17 protein-coding genes are annotated in these 18839 nt (G+C 60.4%); 7 read left to right on the top strand and 10 right to left on the bottom strand.

Going from position 1 to position 18839, the window contains the following annotated elements; translation table 11 throughout:
- Positions 1–59 precede the first annotated feature (59 nt).
- The 5 genes from rng to mreB form a co-directional block, all read right to left on the bottom strand.
- Positions 60–1517, bottom strand: coding sequence for a ribonuclease G (rng, locus tag HU759_RS05420; RefSeq protein WP_010213134.1), 1458 nt, complete (start codon positions 1515–1517; stop codon positions 60–62).
- A 71-nt stretch (positions 1518–1588) separates the two neighbouring features.
- The gene (locus tag HU759_RS05415) at positions 1589–2185 is read right to left on the bottom strand and encodes a Maf family protein (protein ID WP_017138249.1); all 597 of its coding nucleotides are present in this window, start codon (positions 2183–2185) and stop codon (positions 1589–1591) included.
- Between the two features lie 51 nt (positions 2186–2236).
- A complete protein-coding gene (gene mreD / locus HU759_RS05410) occupies positions 2237–2725 on the bottom strand; it encodes a rod shape-determining protein MreD (protein WP_017138250.1) in 489 nt (162 codons plus the stop codon).
- The gene (mreC, locus tag HU759_RS05405) at positions 2725–3837 is read right to left on the bottom strand and encodes a rod shape-determining protein MreC (protein WP_080593785.1); all 1113 of its coding nucleotides are present in this window, start codon (positions 3835–3837) and stop codon (positions 2725–2727) included. The genes mreD and mreC overlap by 1 nt, the downstream gene beginning before the upstream one ends.
- A 138-nt stretch (positions 3838–3975) precedes the next feature.
- The gene (gene mreB / locus HU759_RS05400; RefSeq protein ID WP_002555108.1) at positions 3976–5013 is read right to left on the bottom strand and encodes a rod shape-determining protein MreB; all 1038 of its coding nucleotides are present in this window, start codon (positions 5011–5013) and stop codon (positions 3976–3978) included.
- Positions 5014–5223: 210 nt separating this feature from the next.
- On the opposite strand from mreB, the gene gatC reads away from it, so the two are divergent.
- From gatC to HU759_RS05370, 6 genes are all read left to right on the top strand, one after another.
- On the top strand, positions 5224–5511 hold the full coding sequence (gene gatC, locus HU759_RS05395; protein ID WP_003188556.1) for an Asp-tRNA(Asn)/Glu-tRNA(Gln) amidotransferase subunit GatC: 288 nt from the start codon (positions 5224–5226) through the stop codon (positions 5509–5511).
- Between the two features lie 16 nt (positions 5512–5527).
- A complete protein-coding gene (gene gatA, locus HU759_RS05390; protein ID WP_065911562.1) occupies positions 5528–6979 on the top strand; it encodes an Asp-tRNA(Asn)/Glu-tRNA(Gln) amidotransferase subunit GatA in 1452 nt (483 codons plus the stop codon).
- A 10-nt stretch (positions 6980–6989) separates the two neighbouring features.
- On the top strand, positions 6990–8435 hold the full coding sequence (gatB, locus tag HU759_RS05385) for an Asp-tRNA(Asn)/Glu-tRNA(Gln) amidotransferase subunit GatB (RefSeq protein WP_099548380.1): 1446 nt from the start codon (positions 6990–6992) through the stop codon (positions 8433–8435).
- Between the two features lie 131 nt (positions 8436–8566).
- Positions 8567–8938: a septal ring lytic transglycosylase RlpA family protein gene (locus HU759_RS05380; RefSeq protein ID WP_026013786.1), complete on the top strand. Its 372-nt coding sequence runs from the start codon at positions 8567–8569 to the stop codon at positions 8936–8938.
- 56 nt (positions 8939–8994) lie between these two features.
- Positions 8995–10041, top strand: a complete 1047-nt coding sequence (locus tag HU759_RS05375) for a calcium/sodium antiporter (protein ID WP_032865800.1) — start codon at positions 8995–8997, stop codon at positions 10039–10041.
- Positions 10038–10418 (top strand): carboxymuconolactone decarboxylase family protein, encoded by a 381-nt coding sequence (locus tag HU759_RS05370; RefSeq protein ID WP_017138256.1) that lies wholly within the window; start codon positions 10038–10040, stop codon positions 10416–10418. The genes HU759_RS05375 and HU759_RS05370 overlap by 4 nt, the downstream gene beginning before the upstream one ends.
- Before the next feature lie 112 nt (positions 10419–10530).
- Here HU759_RS05370 and HU759_RS05365 read toward each other — a convergent pair whose 3' ends face one another.
- From HU759_RS05365 to kdgD, 5 genes are all read right to left on the bottom strand, one after another.
- Positions 10531–11472 (bottom strand): AEC family transporter, encoded by a 942-nt coding sequence (locus HU759_RS05365; protein WP_170036267.1) that lies wholly within the window; start codon positions 11470–11472, stop codon positions 10531–10533.
- A 186-nt stretch (positions 11473–11658) separates the two neighbouring features.
- Positions 11659–13212 carry a galactarate dehydratase gene (gene garD / locus HU759_RS05360; protein ID WP_170036265.1) on the bottom strand — a complete coding sequence of 518 codons (1554 nt, stop codon included), beginning with the start codon at positions 13210–13212 and terminating at the stop codon, positions 11659–11661.
- Between the two features lie 11 nt (positions 13213–13223).
- Complete coding sequence (locus HU759_RS05355) at positions 13224–14588, bottom strand: MFS transporter (RefSeq protein ID WP_099548377.1); 1365 nt, start codon at positions 14586–14588, stop codon at positions 13224–13226.
- A 173-nt stretch (positions 14589–14761) separates the two neighbouring features.
- A complete protein-coding gene (locus HU759_RS05350) occupies positions 14762–16207 on the bottom strand; it encodes an aldehyde dehydrogenase family protein (protein ID WP_017138260.1) in 1446 nt (481 codons plus the stop codon).
- 54 nt (positions 16208–16261) lie between these two features.
- The gene (gene kdgD / locus HU759_RS05345; RefSeq protein ID WP_017138261.1) at positions 16262–17173 is read right to left on the bottom strand and encodes a 5-dehydro-4-deoxyglucarate dehydratase; all 912 of its coding nucleotides are present in this window, start codon (positions 17171–17173) and stop codon (positions 16262–16264) included.
- A gap of 236 nt (positions 17174–17409) precedes the next feature.
- Here kdgD and HU759_RS05340 point away from each other — a divergent pair, with 236 nt between their 5' ends.
- Positions 17410–18564 carry a phospholipase gene (locus tag HU759_RS05340; protein ID WP_170036263.1) on the top strand — a complete coding sequence of 385 codons (1155 nt, stop codon included), beginning with the start codon at positions 17410–17412 and terminating at the stop codon, positions 18562–18564.
- Positions 18565–18839: the final 275 nt, after the last annotated feature.

The raw sequence follows: 18839 nt of genomic DNA, 5'->3' as shown, positions 1-18839 counted from the left end.
GCAGTTAGCGGACGGCAGATCAACGCCTGCCGGTCTCGAATAAAGAAAGCGATTGGGGATCAGAGCAGCACCACGTCGTATTGTTCCTGGGAATACATGGTTTCGACCTGGAAACGAATGGTGCGCCCGATAAAACCCTCAAGCTCAGCAACGTTACCGGACTCTTCATCCAGCAATCGGTCGACCACTTTCTGGTTGGCAAGCACTCTATAGCCTTCCGCCTGGTAGGCACGTGCCTCCCGTAAGATTTCGCGGAAAATCTCGTAGCAAACCGTTTCCGGGGTCTTCAACTTTCCACGCCCCTGGCAACTGCTGCACGGCTCGCACAGCACTTGCTCAAGGCTTTCGCGGGTGCGCTTGCGGGTCATCTGCACAAGACCAAGCTCGGTGATCCCGATAATGTTGGTCTTGGCGTGGTCACGCTCCAGCTGCTTCTCCAGGGTGCGCAGCACTTGGCGCTGGTGCTCTTCGTCTTCCATGTCGATGAAGTCGATAATGATGATGCCGCCCAGGTTGCGCAGGCGCAGCTGACGGGCAATCGCGGTGGCCGCTTCGAGGTTGGTCTTGAAGATGGTTTCTTCGAGGTTGCGATGGCCCACGAACGCGCCGGTGTTGACGTCGATGGTGGTCATGGCTTCCGCCGGATCGACCACCAGATAGCCGCCGGACTTGAGCGGCACTTTGCGCTCCAGGGCTTTCTGGATTTCATCTTCGACGCCATACAGGTCGAAGATCGGCCGCTCGCCAGGATAATGCTCCAGGCGGTCGGCAATTTCCGGCATCAGCTCGGCCACGAATTGCGTAGTGCGCTGGAAGGTTTCCCGCGAGTCGATGCGAATTTTCTCGATCTTTGGGCTGACCAGGTCACGCAAGGTACGCAACGCTAGACCGAGGTCTTCATAGATGACGCTCGGCGCACCAATGGTTTTGATCTGTGCGCCGATCTGATCCCACAGCCTGCGCAGGTAGCGGATGTCCATGAGGATTTCGTCAGCACCGGCGCCTTCAGCGGCGGTGCGCAGGATAAACCCGCCGGCTTCCTTGATGCCTTCGGCCGCTACGCAGTCGCTGACCACCTTTTTCAGGCGCTCGCGCTCGGCTTCGTCTTCAATCTTGAGGGAAATACCCACATGCGCGGTACGCGGCATGTACACCAGATAGCGCGAGGGGATCGACAGTTGCGTCGTCAGCCGCGCGCCTTTTGAACCGATCGGATCCTTGGTGACTTGCACCACCAGGCTCTGCCCTTCGTGCACCAGGGCGCTGATGCTTTCTACCGCCGGGCCTTCACGCAGGGAAATTTCCGAGGCGTGGATAAACGCGGCACGGTCCAGGCCGATGTCGACGAAAGCCGCCTGCATGCCCGGTAATACGCGCACCACCTTGCCTTTATAGATATTGCCGACAATACCGCGCTTCTGGGTGCGCTCGACGTGCACTTCCTGCAGAACACCGTTTTCTACCACCGCCACGCGCGATTCCATCGGCGTGATATTGATCAGAATCTCTTCACTCATGGCTGGGTCTCGTTCAGGCGTTTTCACAATAGTGACCGATCGCTTAAGGCTTGGCGCGCAAATAAAGGCGTTCAGCGCGCGGTAAGGTTTTGCCAACAGGGTATGCCGAATTGGCCGAGCAGTTGCGCGGTTTCGCACACCGGCAGGCCGACCACAGCGGAATAGCTGCCATTGAGCCCGGCGACAAACACCGAACCCAGCCCCTGGATAGCATAGCCGCCGGCCTTGTCCGCAGGTTCGCCACTGTGCCAGTAGGATGTAGCTTCCTGGACAGAAATAGCGCGAAAACGTACACGACTGCTTACACAACGCGTTTCGCAACGATGGCCGTCGGTGAGGGCAATGGCAGTGAGCACTTCATGTTCACGACCTGAAAGCGCCATCAGCATCGCCAAGGCATCGGCTTGGTCCACGGGCTTGCCAAGGATCTGGCCATCCACGATCACCGCCGTGTCCGCACCCAGCACACAGGCCTGCACACTTTGTTCAAGCGCAGCAAAACCCGCCTCGGCCTTGCCGCGCGCAAGGCGCTCGACGTAGGCAACGGCGGGTTCATTAGTAAGAGGGGTTTCATCAATGGCGGCGCTGACCACGGTGAAAGGCACACCGATCTGGGTCAACAGTTCACGCCGCCTCGGTGAGCCCGAGGCCAGGTAAAGCGAATTCATTGCAGACTCTCCCTGTAGAGTTTGATAACCAGGCAGAGCCTCGCAATCCATTCAATTGATTTTATAGCGACGACGTAACCCACGCAGGCCGAAACTGACCCAAGGCCACAGCAGCGCACTGACCAACGCTGGCAACACCAGCGCCAAGGTCGGTTGGCGGTTGCCGGTCAAGGCACTGAGCCACAGTTGCACCAACTGCGCCAGGCCGAAGATCACCAGGATCACCAGGCACTGTTGCCACATCGGGAACATGCGCAAACGCTGCTGCAACGACAGCACCAGGAAAGTAATCAGCGTGAGGATCAATGCGTTCTGACCCAGCAAAGTGCCATAGAGCACGTCTTCCGCCAAGCCCAGGCACATCGCCGTGACCATCCCGACTTTATGCGGCAGGGTCAGCGACCAGAACGCGAGCAACAACGCGAGCCAGAGCGGTCGCAGGATCTCCATGAATTGCGGCAGCGGCGAGACGCTGAGCAATAAGCCGATGGCGAAGGTCAGCCAGACGATCCAACCATTGCGTGAATGAGTACCGGCCATTATTCCTCCCTCTGCCGCGTGGTTGCCGGGGCAGCGGCCGCTGGTCGAGCGGCTGGTGTGGCGGCAGGCGTCGACGCAGGCGGTTTGGTTGCGGCGGGTTTCGCCGGGCGGGCGTTGTGGGTGGCAGGTTTAACGGGCGTCGCCACCGGCGCTGCCGGAGTTGCCACCGGTGCAGGCGGCCCAACAAATGCGGGCTTGGGCACCGTTGCGGGAACGATCGGCGTTATACCGTTCTGCTTGTCTTCCGCTTCCTGGGCTTGGGCGGCGTCGTTGGCGCGCTCTTCCGGAGTGCGATTGTCGCTGAATACCAGCAACAGATAGCGGCTGCGGTTCAAGGCAGCGGTTGGCACGGCACGCACGATAGCGAAAGGCTGGCCGGAATCGTGGATCACTTCCTTGACCGTCGCCACCGGGTAACCCGCCGGGAAGCGCTGACCCAAACCGGAGCTGACCAGCAGGTCGCCTTCCTTGATATCGGCGGTGTCGGCAACGTGACGCAACTCCAGACGCTCCGGGTTGCCGGTGCCGCTGGCAATCGCCCGCAGGCCGTTACGGTTGACCTGTACCGGAATGCTGTGGGTGGTGTCCGTCAGCAACAATACCCGTGAGGTGTAGGGCATAAGCTCCACCACCTGGCCCATCAGGCCACGGGCATCAAGCACCGGCTGGCCCAGCACTACACCGTCGCGCTCACCCTTGTTGATGATGATGCGGTGGGTAAAGGGATTTGGGTCCATGCCGATCAACTCGGCCACTTCGACCTTCTCGTTGACCAATGCCGAAGAATTGAGCAACTCGCGCAGCCGAACGTTCTGCTCGGTGAGGGCCGCGAGCTTTTGCATGCGCCCCTGCAGCAGCAGGTTTTCAGTCTTGAGTTTTTCGTTCTCGGCGACCAGCTCGGTGCGGCTGCCGAATTGGCTGGCCACGCCCTGGTAGAGACGTTGCGGCAGGTCGGTGATCCAGTAAGTCTGCATCAACACCAGCGACATCTGGCTGCGCACGGGCTTGAGCAGTGCAAAGCGGGCATCGACCACCATCAGCGCGACCGAAAGCACGACCAGCACCAATAAGCGCACGCCCAATGAGGGGCCTTTGGCGAAAAGCGGTTTAATAAGCCGCTCCTCCCAGGCAAATGTTCTCTTTATTCATACGGCATCAAACCGGCCTGGATGCAGATTGAAGAAGATAAACGCCAACAGGCAGCACTGCAAAGTGCTGCCTGCGGGCGAAGCATGGTGCAACCAACGATCTTATTCGCTGGAGAGCAGGTCCATGGTGTGTTTATCCATCATTTCCAGTGCACGACCACCGCCACGGGCAACGCAGGTCAGCGGGTCTTCGGCGACGATCACCGGCAGGCCGGTTTCCTGGGCCAGCAGCTTGTCGAGGTCGCGCAGCAAGGCGCCACCACCGGTCAGCACCAGGCCACGCTCGGCGATATCGGAAGCCAGTTCCGGCGGCGATTGCTCCAGGGCGCTTTTCACAGCCTGAACGATGGTGGCCAGGGACTCTTGCAGAGCTTCCAGCACTTCATTGGAGTTCAGGGTGAAGGCACGTGGAACGCCTTCGGCCAGGTTGCGACCACGAACGTCGACTTCGCGAACTTCGCCGCCCGGGTAAGCGGTGCCGATTTCCTGCTTGATGCGCTCAGCAGTGGACTCACCGATCAGGCTGCCGTAGTTACGGCGTACATACGTGATGATCGCTTCGTCGAAACGGTCGCCGCCTACACGCACGGATTCGGCATACACCACACCGTTCAGGGAAATCAGGGCGATCTCGGTAGTACCACCACCGATATCCACCACCATCGAACCGCGTGCTTCCTCAACCGGCAGGCCGGCGCCGATTGCGGCAGCCATAGGCTCTTCGATCAGGAACACTTCACGGGCACCGGCACCAAGGGCCGATTCACGGATGGCACGACGCTCCACCTGGGTGGACTTGCACGGAACGCAGATCAGCACACGAGGGCTGGGCTGCAGAAAACTGTTTTCGTGAACTTTGTTGATGAAGTACTGCAGCATCTTTTCGCAGACGCTGAAGTCGGCGATCACGCCGTCTTTCATCGGACGAATGGCAGCAATATTGCCTGGTGTACGGCCGAGCATGCGCTTGGCCTCGGTGCCTACGGCAACGACACTTTTCTGATTACCATGGGTCCGAATGGCCACAACCGATGGCTCATTCAGAACGATACCGCGCTCGCGCACGTAAATAAGGGTGTTGGCAGTGCCCAGGTCAATGGAAAGATCGCTGGAAAACATGCCACGCAGTTTCTTGAACATGGGGAAAGGACCCTAGGCAACGCGTGGGTAAAAAAGTGCGGCAAACTCTAACAACGACAGGGATTTTGGGCAAGGCGCCAATGTGCTAAATTGGCCGACTTTCTGTGCACCAACCCCCACAATCGCGGCCTTATGACCGTAGAAATGCGGTAGTGTTCCGACAATCTAACACACGGATGCCCTCCGTTCTGTTTTCCACTGGAGAAACCCATGGCGCTTGAACGCTCCGACGTGGAAAAAATCGCGCATCTGGCCTCGCTTGGCCTTAATGACGCCGATCTTCCACAGACCACCGCAGCCCTGAACAGCATTCTCGGGCTGGTCGACCAAATGCAGGCCGTAAATACCGACGGCATCGAGCCCCTGGCTCACCCGCTGGAAGCCAGCCAGCGCCTGCGTGCAGACGTTGTGACCGAGCGAAATAATCGCGAGGCCTACCAGTCCATCGCGCCAGCGGTCGAAAACGGCCTGTACCTGGTTCCGAAAGTCATCGACTAAAGGGAAAGAGCCTTTCATGCATCACATGACTCTGGCCGAGATCGCCCGCGGTCTCGCCGACAAAAAGTTTTCTTCCGAAGAGCTGACCCAGACCCTGCTGGCGCGAATTGCCGCGCTGGACCCCAAGGTCAACAGCTTTATCAGCCTCACCGAGGAACTGGCCCTGAGCCAGGCCAAGGCCGCCGACGCACGTCGCGCCAACGGTGAAAACGGCGCACTGCTGGGCGCACCCATCGCCCACAAAGACCTGTTCTGCACCCAGGGCATTCGCACCAGCTGCGGCTCGAAGATGCTCGACAACTTCAAGGCACCCTACGATGCCACCGTAGTGTCCAAGCTGGCGGCCGCCGGGGCCGTGACCCTGGGCAAGACCAACATGGACGAATTCGCCATGGGTTCGGCCAACGAGTCGAGCTACTACGGTGCGGTAAAAAACCCGTGGAACCTGGAGCACGTGCCCGGCGGTTCCTCCGGCGGCTCGGCTGCTGCTGTTGCCGCGCGTTTCCTGCCGGCGGCCACGGCCACCGACACCGGCGGCTCGATCCGCCAGCCCGCCGCTTTCACCAACCTCACTGGTTTGAAGCCGACCTACGGTCGCGTTTCCCGTTGGGGCATGATTGCCTATGCCTCCAGCCTCGATCAGGGCGGCCCGCTGGCACGCACGGCTGAAGACTGCGCAATATTGTTACAAGGTATGGCCGGGTTCGATAAACAGGACTCCACCAGCATCGATGAGCCGGTGCCGGACTACAGCGCCAGCCTTAATACCTCGCTTAAAGGCCTGCGTATCGGCGTGCCGAAAGAGTATTTCAGCGCCGGTCTCGACCCGCGTATCGCCGAACTGGTGCACAACAGCATTAAAGAGCTGGAAAAGCTCGGTGCCGTGATCAAGGAAATCAGCCTGCCGAACAACCAGCACGCGATTCCTGCGTACTACGTGATCGCGCCGGCAGAAGCCTCCTCGAACCTGTCGCGTTTCGACGGCGTGCGCTTCGGCTACCGCTGCGAAAACCCGAAAGACCTTACCGACCTGTACAAACGCTCCCGTGGCGAAGGCTTCGGTGCCGAAGTACAACGCCGGATCATGGTCGGTGCCTACGCGCTTTCCGCCGGTTACTACGACGCGTACTACCTCAAGGCGCAAAAGATCCGTCGCCTGATCAAGAACGACTTCATGGCCGCCTTTGAAGAAGTCGACGTGATCCTCGGCCCGACCACGCCGAACCCGGCCTGGAAGATCGGCGCCAAGACCGGCGACCCGATCGCCGAGTACCTGGAAGACCTCTACACCATCACCGCCAACCTCGCGGGCTTGCCGGGCTTGTCCATGCCCGCAGGTTTCGTCGATGGCCTGCCGGTCGGCGTGCAATTGCTCGCCCCGTATTTCCAGGAAGGCCGCCTGCTCAATGTGGCGCACCAGTACCAGTTGAACACCGACTGGCACACTCGCACCCCTACCGGCTTCTGAGGAGAACACTATGCAATGGGAAGTTGTGATCGGGCTGGAGATTCATACCCAGCTCGCCACCCAATCGAAGATTTTCTCCGGTAGCGCCACCACGTTCGGCGCAGAACCCAACACCCAGGCCAGCCTGGTCGACCTGGGCATGCCCGGCGTACTGCCAGTGCTGAACGAGGAAGCGGTGCGCATGGCGGTGATGTTCGGCCTGGCGATTGACGCCGAGATCGGCCAGCACAACGTGTTCGCGCGCAAGAACTACTTCTACCCGGACCTGCCCAAGGGCTACCAGATCAGCCAGATGGAATTGCCGATCGTCGGCAAGGGCTACCTGGATATCCCGCTGGAAGACGGCACCATCAAGCGTGTCGGCGTGACCCGTGCGCACCTGGAAGAAGATGCCGGCAAGAGCCTGCATGAAGAATTCAACGGCGCCACCGGTATCGACCTGAACCGCGCCGGTACGCCGCTGCTGGAGATCGTTTCCGAGCCGGACATGCGCAGCGCCAAGGAAGCCGTGGCCTACGTCAAGACCATCCACGCGCTGGTGCGCTACTTGGGCATCTGCGACGGCAACATGGCCGAAGGTTCGCTGCGTTGCGACTGCAACGTGTCGGTGCGGCCAAAAGGCCAGGCCGAGTACGGCACACGCTGCGAGATCAAGAACGTCAACTCGTTCCGCTTCATCGAGAAGGCGATCAACACCGAAGTGCGTCGCCAGATCGAGCTGATCGAAGACGGCGGCAAGGTGATCCAGCAAACGCGCCTGTACGACCCGAACAAAGACGAAACCCGCGCCATGCGCAGCAAAGAGGAAGCCAACGACTACCGTTACTTCCCCGACCCGGACCTGTTGCCGGTGATCATTGAGGACTCGTTCCTCAATGACGTGCGTGCCACCCTGCCGGAACTGCCGCCGCAAAAACGCGAGCGTTTCCAGGAACAGTTCGGCCTGTCGGTCTACGATGCCAGCGTATTGGCCTCCAGCCGTGAGCAAGCCAACTACTTCGAAAAAGTCGTGAGCATTGCCGGCGACGCCAAGCTGGCGGCCAACTGGGTGATGGTTGAGCTGGGCAGCCTGTTGAACAAACAGGGCCTGGAGATCGACGAAGCCCCGGTGACCGCCGAGCAGTTGGGCGGCATGCTGCTGCGCATCAAAGACAACACTATCTCCGGCAAAATCGCCAAGACCGTGTTTGAAGCGATGGCCGCAGGCGAAGGCAGCGCCGACGACATCATCGAGAAGCGTGGCCTCAAGCAAGTCACCGACAGCGGCGCTATTTCGGCCGTGCTCGATGAGATGCTCGCCGCCAATGCCGAGCAAGTTGAACAATACCGTGCGGCAGACGAAGCCAAGCGCAGCAAGATGTTCGGCTTCTTTGTCGGCCAGGCGATGAAAGCCTCCAAAGGCAAAGCCAACCCGCAACAGGTGAACGAACTGCTCAAAAGCAAGCTCGAAGGCTGACACTTGATCGTTCCCACGCTCTGCGTGGGAACGCCTCACTGGACGCTCCGCGTCCGCTTTTGTGACGCGGAGCGTCACGGGCTGCATTCCCACGCAGAGCGTGGGAACGATCAATTGGGGGTTTGTTGAACATGAAGCGTCTACTCGGCCTCCTGGCCCTGTTCTCTCTGTTGGCCGGTTGCGCCAGCGGCCTCATCGACCCCAACGGCTACGACGAAACCGGCACCGCCTCCTATTACGGCGCCAAGCACCATGGCAATAGAACCGCCAGCGGTGAACCCTTCAACCAGAATGCCCTGACCGCCGCCCATCGGCGCCTGCCCTTCGGCACGCGGGTCAAGGTGACCAATCTCGACAACAACAGATCCGTCGTGCTGCGCATCAATGATCGCGGCCCGCACACCCGTGGCCGTCTGATCGATGTTTCCCGCAAAGCGGCTGAGCAACTCGGTATGCTGGGCAGCGGCACCGCACGGGTTCGCGTGCAAGCGCTGAGCAACTGACAGGAGCCTTGGCCATTTCCGTACTCACCGCCCTCTCGCCCTTCAGCCTGCTCGAATTGGTCAGCGGCCTGCTGCTGCTGATTCTCGGCGCCGAAATCCTGGTGCGCGCCGCCGTGCGCCTGGCGGCCAGCCTCAAGGTGCGGCCGCTGATCATCGGCTTGAGCATCGTTGCCTTCGGCAGCAGCGCGCCGCAAATGACCGTCAGCCTGCAAGCCACCCTGGCCGGCAATACCGATATCGCCGTGGGCAGCGTGATCGGCAGCAGCATATTCAACATCCTCGTCACCCTGGGCCTGTCTGCGCTGATCATCCCGCTGCGGGTGTCGCGACAACTGGTGCGCCTGGACATCCCGGTGATGATTTGCGCCGCGCTGCTGGTGTTTACCCTGTCAGCCAATGAAACGTTGACGCCCGTTGACGGGCTGGTACTGCTCGCAGCGCTGGTGGCCTACCTGGGTGTGCTGCATTACCAGACCCGCCATTCCCGGCGCCCGCGCACGCTGGACACCGTGGCCAGAGCGCCGTGGTTGAGCAGCGTGTTGCTGATGCTCGGCGGGCTGCTGATTCTGGTGCTGGCCGGGCATTTGCTGCTGGGCGCGGCGGTGGACGTGGCGAGCGACCTGGGCCTGTCGGAGCGCATCGTCGGCCTGACCTTGATCGGCGTCGGCACTTCGTTGCCGTGCCTGGCCACTTCGCTGATTGCCGCCGTGCGCGGCGAGCGCGAGATTGCCGTGGGCAATGTGATCGGCAGCAGCCTGTTCAACCTGCTCGGTGTGCTGGGGTTTACCGCGTTGGTAGCGCCGTCACCGCTGTCGGTATCGCCCAACGCCCTCGATTTCGACTTGCCGGTAATGCTCGGCGTGGTGGCGCTGTGCCTGCCGGTGTTCTACACCGGTTACCGAGTCACCCGCGCCGAAGGCCTGGTCTTTCTGGGCCTGTACCTGGTGTACGCATTGCATGTGGTCTCGTTCACGTTCGGCATGCCCTTGGCTACCCGTCTTGAAAAACTGATGCTGTATTACGTCCTGCCGGCGCTGGTGGCGTTTCTGGTACTCAGCACGCTGCGAGCCTGGCGCCGCCAACACAAGAGGGAAGCGCAATGACCGATCAGAGAAAGCCCGGGGTTGAGATGCGTCGCCAGGTGATGGGCGACGTGTTCGTCGATCGCGCCCTGGGCAACGCCACCGAGTTCACCCAGCCGCTGCAGGATTTTGTCAACGAACATGCCTGGGGCAGCGTGTGGAATCGCGAAGGCTTGCCCTTGAAGACTCGCAGCCTGATCACCCTGGCAGCCCTGACCGCACTCAAGTGCCCGCAAGAACTCAAGGGCCACGTGCGCGGCGCACTGAACAATGGCTGCACGGTGGAAGAGATTCGCGAAGCGCTGCTGCATTGCGCGGTGTACGCGGGTGTGCCGGCGGCGATTGATGCGTTTCGGGCGGCGCAGGAAGTGATTGAGGCGTATCAGGCAGACCAGTAGTGACTGTTAGATAGCCATCGCAGGCAAGCCAGCTCCCACATTTGAACTGTGAATACATTCAAAATGTGGGAGCTGGCTTGCCTGCGATTGGCCCTCAAGCACACCACAAACCTTAGATCCACCCACCCGCCTGCAACACAAAAATCCCGATATTGGTGGTCACCGCCGCCATCAACGTGGTGATCACAATAATCGCCGCCGCCAACTCATGGTTGCCCTCAGCCGCCCTGGCCATGACAAAACTCGCCGCCGCCGTCGGCGCGCCGAAATACAGAAACAAAATCCCCAATTCCGGCCCACGAAAGCCCAGCAGCCACGCGCCCAACGTCGCGAATAGCGGCAGGCCGATCATCTTCACCAGGCTGGCACTCAAGGCCATGCTCCCGCTTTTGCGCAAGGCCGCCAATGACAAGGTGCCGCCGATGCAGATCAGCGCCAGCGGCAAGGTCATGTCCGCCAGATACTGCCCGGACGACTCCAGCCACCCCGGCAAGCCGATCTTGAAGATCGCGAACGGCGCGGCGACGATCACACTGATGATCAGCGGGTTGGCTATCACGCTTTTGAAAATGCTCCACGGGTCGGACTTGATCACCGGGCTGTACACCGCCAGCACAATGGTCGACAGCGTGTTGTAGAACAGGATCACCAGCGCCGCGAGAATCGCGCCAAGGGAGATGCCGTAGTCGCCGTACATGCTGGCCGCCAGCGCCAGGCCGATCACGCCGTTATTGCCGCGAAACGCGCCCTGGGCATAAATGCCACGGTCTTCACGCGGGCAGCGAAAGATCGCCCAGCCCCAGGCCACAGCAAAGCTCAGCAGCGTGGCAACGGCAAAGTAGATCAACAAACCGGGTTTGAGCGCCGAATGCAGGTCGGCGTGGAGGATGCCGAGAAACAGCAGCGCCGGCATGGTGACGTTGAACACCAGCGACGATGCAACGTGGATGAAGTTGTCGTTGATCCAGTTGATGCGCTTGAGCAGCACACCCAAAAACAGCATGGCAAACACCGGCGCGGTGATGGTCAGGGTGGTGAGGAAGATAGCCAGCATGCCGGGGAGAACCTTGGTGGGTGTCGTCAGGTGGCTAATGATAAGCCATGCAGCCCGGTTCGTCTGGGCAACCCCGAGCAAATGTGGGAGCTGGCTTGCCTGCGATGGCGCAGTGTCAGTCGATGCATTCGTTACTGATACACCGCCATCGCAGGCAAGCCAGCTACCACAGAGTCCGTGCTGGTCTCAGGTGATGGGCGCGGGGTTGAACAGGGTGATGTCGTTATGCAGCTTATGCCGCTCCGCCCACGTCTGTTTCTTGCCGCTGGCCACATCCAGGTAGAAGTGGAACAGCTCCCAGCCCAGCTCCTCGATGGTCGCACGCCCGGTGGCGATACGCCCGGCGTCGATATCGATCAAGTCCGGCCAGCGCTGCGCCAGTTCCGTGCGCGTTGAGACCTTCACCACCGGCGCCATCGCCAGCCCGTAAGGCGTGCCACGCCCGGTGGTGAACACATGCAGGTTCATCCCGGCCGCCAGTTGCAAGGTGCCACAGACAAAGTCGCTGGCCGGCGTGGCGCAAAAGATCAGGCCCTTGCCCTTGAACCGCTCACCCGGGCCAAGCACGCCATTGATCGCGCTGCTGCCGGATTTGACGATGGAGCCCAGGGACTTCTCGACAATGTTCGACAACCCGCCCTTCTTGTTACCCGGCGTGGTGTTGGCGCTGCGATCCGCCTCACCCTTGGCCAGGTAACGGTCGTACCAGTCCATTTCCCTGACAAGTTCCTGGGCAACTTCCTTGCTCTCGGCGCGCGACGTCAGCAGGTAGATGGCGTCGCGCACTTCGGTGACTTCGGAAAACATCACCGTCGCCCCGGCTCGCAACAGCAAATCCGAGGCATAACCCAACGCCGGGTTGGCGGTGATGCCGGAAAACGCATCACTGCCGCCGCATTGCATGCCCAGGATCAGCTCGGACGCCGGCACGGTTTCCCGGCGACGCTGGTCGAGTTTCTTCAAGCGGGTTTCGGCCAGTGCCATGATCTGCTCGATCATTTCGGTAAACCCGTGGCTGGAGTCCTGCAAGCGGTACAGCCAAGGCTCACTGAGGTCGACAGAACTGTCGTTGTCGTGCATCACCTGCCCGGCCTGCAGCTTTTCGCAGCCCAGGCTGATCACCAGCGCTTCGCCGCCCAGGTTCGGGTTGCGCGCCAGGTTGCGCACGGTGCGGATCGGGATGTAGGCATCGGTCGCGGTGATGGCCACGCCACAGCCGTAGCTGTGGGTCAGCGCCACCACGTCGTCAACGTGCGGGTACTTGGGCAGCAACTCGTCCTTGATGCGCTTGACCGCATGGTCCAGCACACCAGTGACGCATTGCACCGTGGTGGTGATGCCGAGGATATTGCGCGTGCCCACGGTGCCGTCAGCGTTGCGGTAGCCCTCAAACGTGAAGCCTTCCAACGGCGCCTGCCTTGCTGGCACCTCGGTCGACAGCGGCAAGCTGTCCAGCGGCGGCGCAGTCGGCATGCGCAATTGGTCTTCCTGCACCCAACTGCCACGCGGAATCGGCGCCAGCGCATAGCCGATGGTCTGGCCGTAGCGAATAATCTCACCGCCTTCGGGGATATCTTCCAGGGTCACCTTGTGGCTCTGTGGAATGAAATCCACGGTGACCAGGCCGTCCGGAAACTCGGTGCCGGCCGGCACGCCCTGGTCGTTCACCACGATCACCACATTGTCGCGCGCGTGCAAACGAATCGAGCGCGGCGAGTCGGCATGTTCAATCAACTGCATTACATCGCCCCTCAGGAGTGCGCTTGGGTAAGGTTAGTCAGTTCCGGTCCTTTGCTTGGCGGCTCTTTGAGCACCACGCGCTTGATCGGGCCGACGATCACCAAGTAGCTGAACACCGCCAACAGCGCGTTGGCGCCGACGAACACCAACGCCCACTTGAACGAGCCGGTGGTGGCGATGATGTAACCAATCACGATCGGCGTGCTGATGGACGCCAGGTTGCCAAACATATTGAACAAGCCGCCACTGAGCCCGGCGATTTGTTTCGGCGAGGTGTCGGACACCACCGCCCAACCCAGTGCGCCAACGCCTTTGCCGAAGAAGGCCAAAGCCATGAAGCCCACCACCATCCATTCAACGTCAACGTAGTTACACGCGATGATGCTGCTGGAGACCAACAAGCCGGCAATGATCGGCGCCTTGCGCGCGAACGTCAGCGAATGGCCTTTGCGCAGCAGGTAGTCGGAAATCACGCCGCCGAGTACGCCACCGATAAAGCCGCAGATGGCCGGCAAGGATGCAATGAACCCCGCCTTGAGAATGGTCATGCCACGCTCCTGCACCAGATACACCGGGAACCAGGTCAGGAAGAAATAGGTGATGCCATTGATGCAGTACTGGCCCAGGTACACGCCGAGCATCATGCGGTTGGTGAGCAGTTGGCGGATGTAATCCCACTTCGGCCCGTCGGTTTTCTGGCCTTTGGTCTTGTCCTGGTCCATGTCGACCATCGCACCGTTGGCCGCGATGTGGTTGAACTCGGCTTCGTTGATCATCGGATGCTGGCGCGGGCTGTGGATAAGTTTCAGCCAGATCAGCGAGAACAGGATGCCGATGCCGCCCATCACAATAAACACGTGCTGCCAGCCGAAGCTGTAGACGATCCAGCCCATCAGCGGTGCAAACAGTACCGTAGCGAAGTACTGCGCCGAGTTGAAAATCGCCGAAGCAGTGCCGCGTTCGGCCGTAGGAAACCACGCCGCCACAATACGGGCGTTTCCGGGAAACGAAGGCGCCTCAGCCAGGCCCACCAAAAAGCGCAGCATAAACAGCGCAACAATCGCGGTGGAAACCCCGAACTCACCCACATAGCCTTGCAGCACGGTGAACAACGACCAGGTGAAGATGCTCAGCGCGTAGATTTTTTTTGAACCGAACCGGTCCAGCAGCCAGCCACCGGGGATTTGCCCGGCCACGTAGGCCCAACCGAATGCAGAGAAGATATAACCGAGGGTGACCGCGTCGATGCCGAGGTCTTTTTGCAGGCTGGAGCCGGCGATGGCGATAGTGGCTCGGTCGGCGTAGTTGATCGTGGTCACCAGGAACAGCATGAGCAGGATCAAATAGCGGACGTGAGTCGGCTTGGTCGCTTGCATGAAGATGTACTCCCACTAATTATTTTTTTTGCGGGTAATGGTCTTGTTGTATGCGGGACCGGCTTTGTGTGGGAGCTGGCTTGCCTGCGATACAGGCACCGCGGTGTGTCAGGTACACCGCAGTGATGCTATCGCAGGCAAGCCAGCTCCCACACAAGCAGGGCTCGCAGGTATTACGAACCGATGTAGCTGGTTTTCACCACTGTGTAGAACTCTTGCGCATAGCGACCTTGCTCACGCGAACCATAGGACGAACCCTTTCGGCCACCGAACGGCACGTGATAATCCACGCCAGCGGTCGGCAGGTTGACCATCACCATCCCGGCCTGGGAGTGGCGCTTGAAGTGGTTGGCGTACTTGAGCGAGGTGGTGGCGATGCCCGCCGACAGGCCGAACTCGGTGTCATTGGCCATGGCCAGCGCCGCCTCGTAATCCGCAACACGCACCACATTGGCCACCGGGCCGAAGATCTCTTCACGGCTGATACGCATGGCGGCTTCGCTGTCGGCAAACAGCGTCGGCGCCAGGTAGTAGCCTTCGGTGTCACAGGTCACCAGGCCGCCACCGCTGACCAGCCGCGCGCCTTCGCTTTGGCCGATGTCGATGTACTTCATGTCCTGGTCCAACTGGGCCTGGGAGACCACCGGGCCAATGTCTGTGCCGCTTTTGAGCGCGTGGCCGACTTTGATCGACTTCATGCGCTCGGCCATGGCCGCGACGAACTGGTCGTGGATACCGGCGGTGACGATCAAGCGGCTGGAGGCGGTGCAACGCTGGCCGGTGGAGTAGAACGCGCTCTGTACCGACAGCTCGACGGCCTGTTTGAGGTCGGCGTCATCGAGGATGATCTGCGGGTTTTTACCGCCCATCTCCAACTGTACTTTGGCCTGGCGCGACACGCAGCTGACCGCGATCTGACGCCCGACGCCAACCGAACCGGTAAAACTGATGCCGTCGACTTTCGGGCTGTTGACCAACACATCGCCGACCACACGGCCGCTGCCCATCACCAGGTTGAACACACCGGCCGGGAAACCGGCGCGGGAGATGATTTCGGCCAAGGCCCAGGCGCAACCCGGCACCAGTTCTGCCGGTTTGATCACCACGCAGTTGCCGTAGGCCAGGGCCGGAGCGATTTTCCACGCAGGGATGGCAATCGGGAAGTTCCACGGCGTGATCAGGCCGACCACACCGAGGGCTTCGCGAGTGACTTCAACATTCACGCCTGGGCGTACCGATGGCACGTAATCGCCAGACAAGCGCAGGCATTCGCCCGCGAAGAATTTGAAGATGTTACCGGCGCGGGTCACTTCGCCGATGGCTTCGGGCAGGGTCTTGCCCTCTTCCCGAGCCAGCAAGGTGCCAAGTTCTTCGCGGCGGGCGAGAATTTCGCTGCCGACTTTATCCAGTGCATCGTGGCGTGCCTGGATGCCGGACGTCGACCAGGCCGGGAACGCGGCGCGGGCGGCATCGATGGCCGCGTTGACTTGGGCTACATCGGCCTTGGCGTATTCGCCAATGACATCGGACAACTCCGACGGATTGATGTTATTGCAGTAGTCGGCACCGGCCACCCACTCGCCATTGATGTAGTTTTCAAAACGTTTGGCTTGGGACACAAATCTTCTCCTGACGCAAAAGGCCGCTGATTACTCAGCGGCCTTGTTGATAAGTTACTGCGGACCTTGCTTGTCGATCAGCGCGGCCAGGGCTTCGTATTCTTCCGGCAGCAGGTCGGTCAGCGGCGTGCGCACCGGGCCTGCGTCGTAACCAGCAATTTTGGCGCCCGCCTTGACGATGCTCACCGCGTAACCGGCTTTACGGTTGCGGATATCGAGGTAAGGCAGGAAGAAGTTGTCGATGATTTTGGCAACAGTGGCGTGATCGTCCTGGGCAATCGCGTGGTAGAAGTCCATCGCGGTTTTCGGGATGAAGTTGAACACCGCCGAGGAGTACACCGGCACGCCCAGGGCCTTGTAGGCAGCGGCGTAAACCTCGGCAGTCGGCAGGCCGCCGAGGTAGCTGAAACGGTCGCCGAGACGGCGGCGGATCGACACCATCAGCTCGATATCACCCAGGCCATCTTTGTAGCCGATCAGGTTCGGGCAGCGCTCGGCCAGGCGTTCGAGCAAGGGTGCAGTCAGGCGGCAAACATTGCGGTTGTAGACCACTACGCCGATTTTGACCGACTTGCACACGGCCTCAACGTGGGCGGCGACGCCGTCCTGGCTGGCTTCGGTCAGGTAGTGCGGCAACAGCAGCAAGCCTTTGGCGCCAAGACGCTCGGCTTCCTGCGCATATTCGATGGCCTGACGGGTCGAACCGCCGACACCGGCGAGGATCGGCACGCTGGTGGCGCAGGTATCAACAGCGGTCTTCACCACTTGGGAATATTCGCTGGCGGCCAGGGAGAAAAACTCACCGGTGCCGCCGGCGGCGAACAAGGCGGTGGCGCCATAAGGGGCCAGCCATTCCAGACGCTTGATGTAGCCCGCCTGGTGGAAGTCACCCTGGGCATTGAAATCGGTTACCGGAAAAGACAGCAGACCGTGGGAGAGGATGGACTTCAGTTCTTGTGGATTCATTATTCGAACACCCTGGATGAAGACTTTCTGTCGAAAGGTTGTTGTTGGTTTTGATGATGTCGTACGTCATCGTACAACTATAAAATGATTCGTCAACTGCAATTCATCGGGCTTCATCCGCAGGCACGTGTTTAAACGCAGCTTCTTGACGTAGGAAATTATTCCTCTATGCTCTGAATGACTGTATGCATATACAGTTATTACGGAAGATTCCTACGACATAGCAAGGAGCTAACATGTCAGGTCTTGAACTCGCAGCACCCGAAAAAACACCGCCCACCCTACGTTTTGAAGGCGGTGAACACACTGCCATCGGCGATGACACGCTGCTGCGTTTCGTCAAGGACGCCCCGGCGATTCCTGCGCGGCAAGTCGAATTGCACCTGCCCAACGGTCTGGCGCTGACCTACGGCCAAGTGATTGCCCTGGGCGGTGACTTCTATGGCATTCCCGGCCAGGCCATCAGCGATGGCGCCTCCCCGGCCGACCGTGTGCAACGTTTTACCGCCGCTTTCAACTCACTGGCGGTGCTACCGGCCTCGCGTGAAGAAGCCGGGAAAATCCTCGCAGTCATGCAAAAGGAGATCAACGCGGTCAACCAGGCCATCCGCGACGGCAAACAACCCCATGAAGCCTATGACGCGCTGGGTGATACGTTGTCCGAAGAATGGAACCGCATTACCGGCGGCGGCAGTGCGGTTTCGGCGCTGATTCCACTGGGGCGTTACTTGAAGCTGGCAGCAGACAACGCCGACCACTTTGGCGAATGGGCGCTGTCGGCGTACCTGGCCGGCCATACGGCGGCACTGCAACAGGCGGTCATCGCGCACCAGACTGGCACCGACCAGGCGCTGGAACTGGCGTATGCAATGAACAGCTTTGCCGATCACTTTTTGACCGATCTGTTTTCTGCCGGCCACCTGCGCGTGCCGCGCAAGCAATTGGCGGCGGTGGTCACGCCAGGAGAGTTGGGCTCACTGATCAGCCGCTTCATGCACGACGAAGACAGCAAGTTCGGGCTCAAGGTACGCAATGCCAAGGGTGATCAATGGCACGCCTATGGGGACAAGCGCTACTTCGATGCGATCGACGCGGACAATCGGGCCATGGTTAAACGTGCAGTGCAGGCCTCGGCCGATGAGATCTTCGAGACCTTTATCAGCGGTGTCGCGCCCTCCCCGGCCAGCTTCAAGGCACCGCTGTATGTGCCGGACCTGAATGCTGCGCAGAACCCGGCGAACAACTTTTCGCCGCTGTTCAAGTTGGAGGGTGACAAAGTGCTGCGCCGCAAGGACGTGAATGACCTGAACGACAAGCACTGGACCAATGATTGGTGGGGCTGGAGCACTTACCTGCTGCTCAAGGACTACAAGCCCAACCAGCCGGCCTGACACTGATCGTACCAACCGACCTGCCACTGATCATTCCCACGCTCTGCGTGGGAATACATCCTGTGACGCTCTGCGTCACCTTGCACGGGGCTTGAGATACTCGCGCACATCGGGACGCGGAGCGTCCAGGGCGGCATTCCCACGCAGAGCGTGGGAACGATCAACTCCAGGCCAAGGAGATCAAAATGTGGGAGCTGGCTTGCCTGCGATAGCGGTGCGTGCACACAGTATCAGTTGCCTGACACTCAGCCATCGCAGGCAAGCCAGCTCCCACA

The organism is Pseudomonas sp. OE 28.3 (genome assembly GCF_014268205.2).
Taxonomy (GTDB): Bacteria; Pseudomonadota; Gammaproteobacteria; order Pseudomonadales; family Pseudomonadaceae; genus Aquipseudomonas; species Aquipseudomonas edaphica.
The sequence above is the reverse complement of the archived record's forward strand: the minus strand, read 5'-3'. Positions and strand labels throughout refer to the sequence as shown.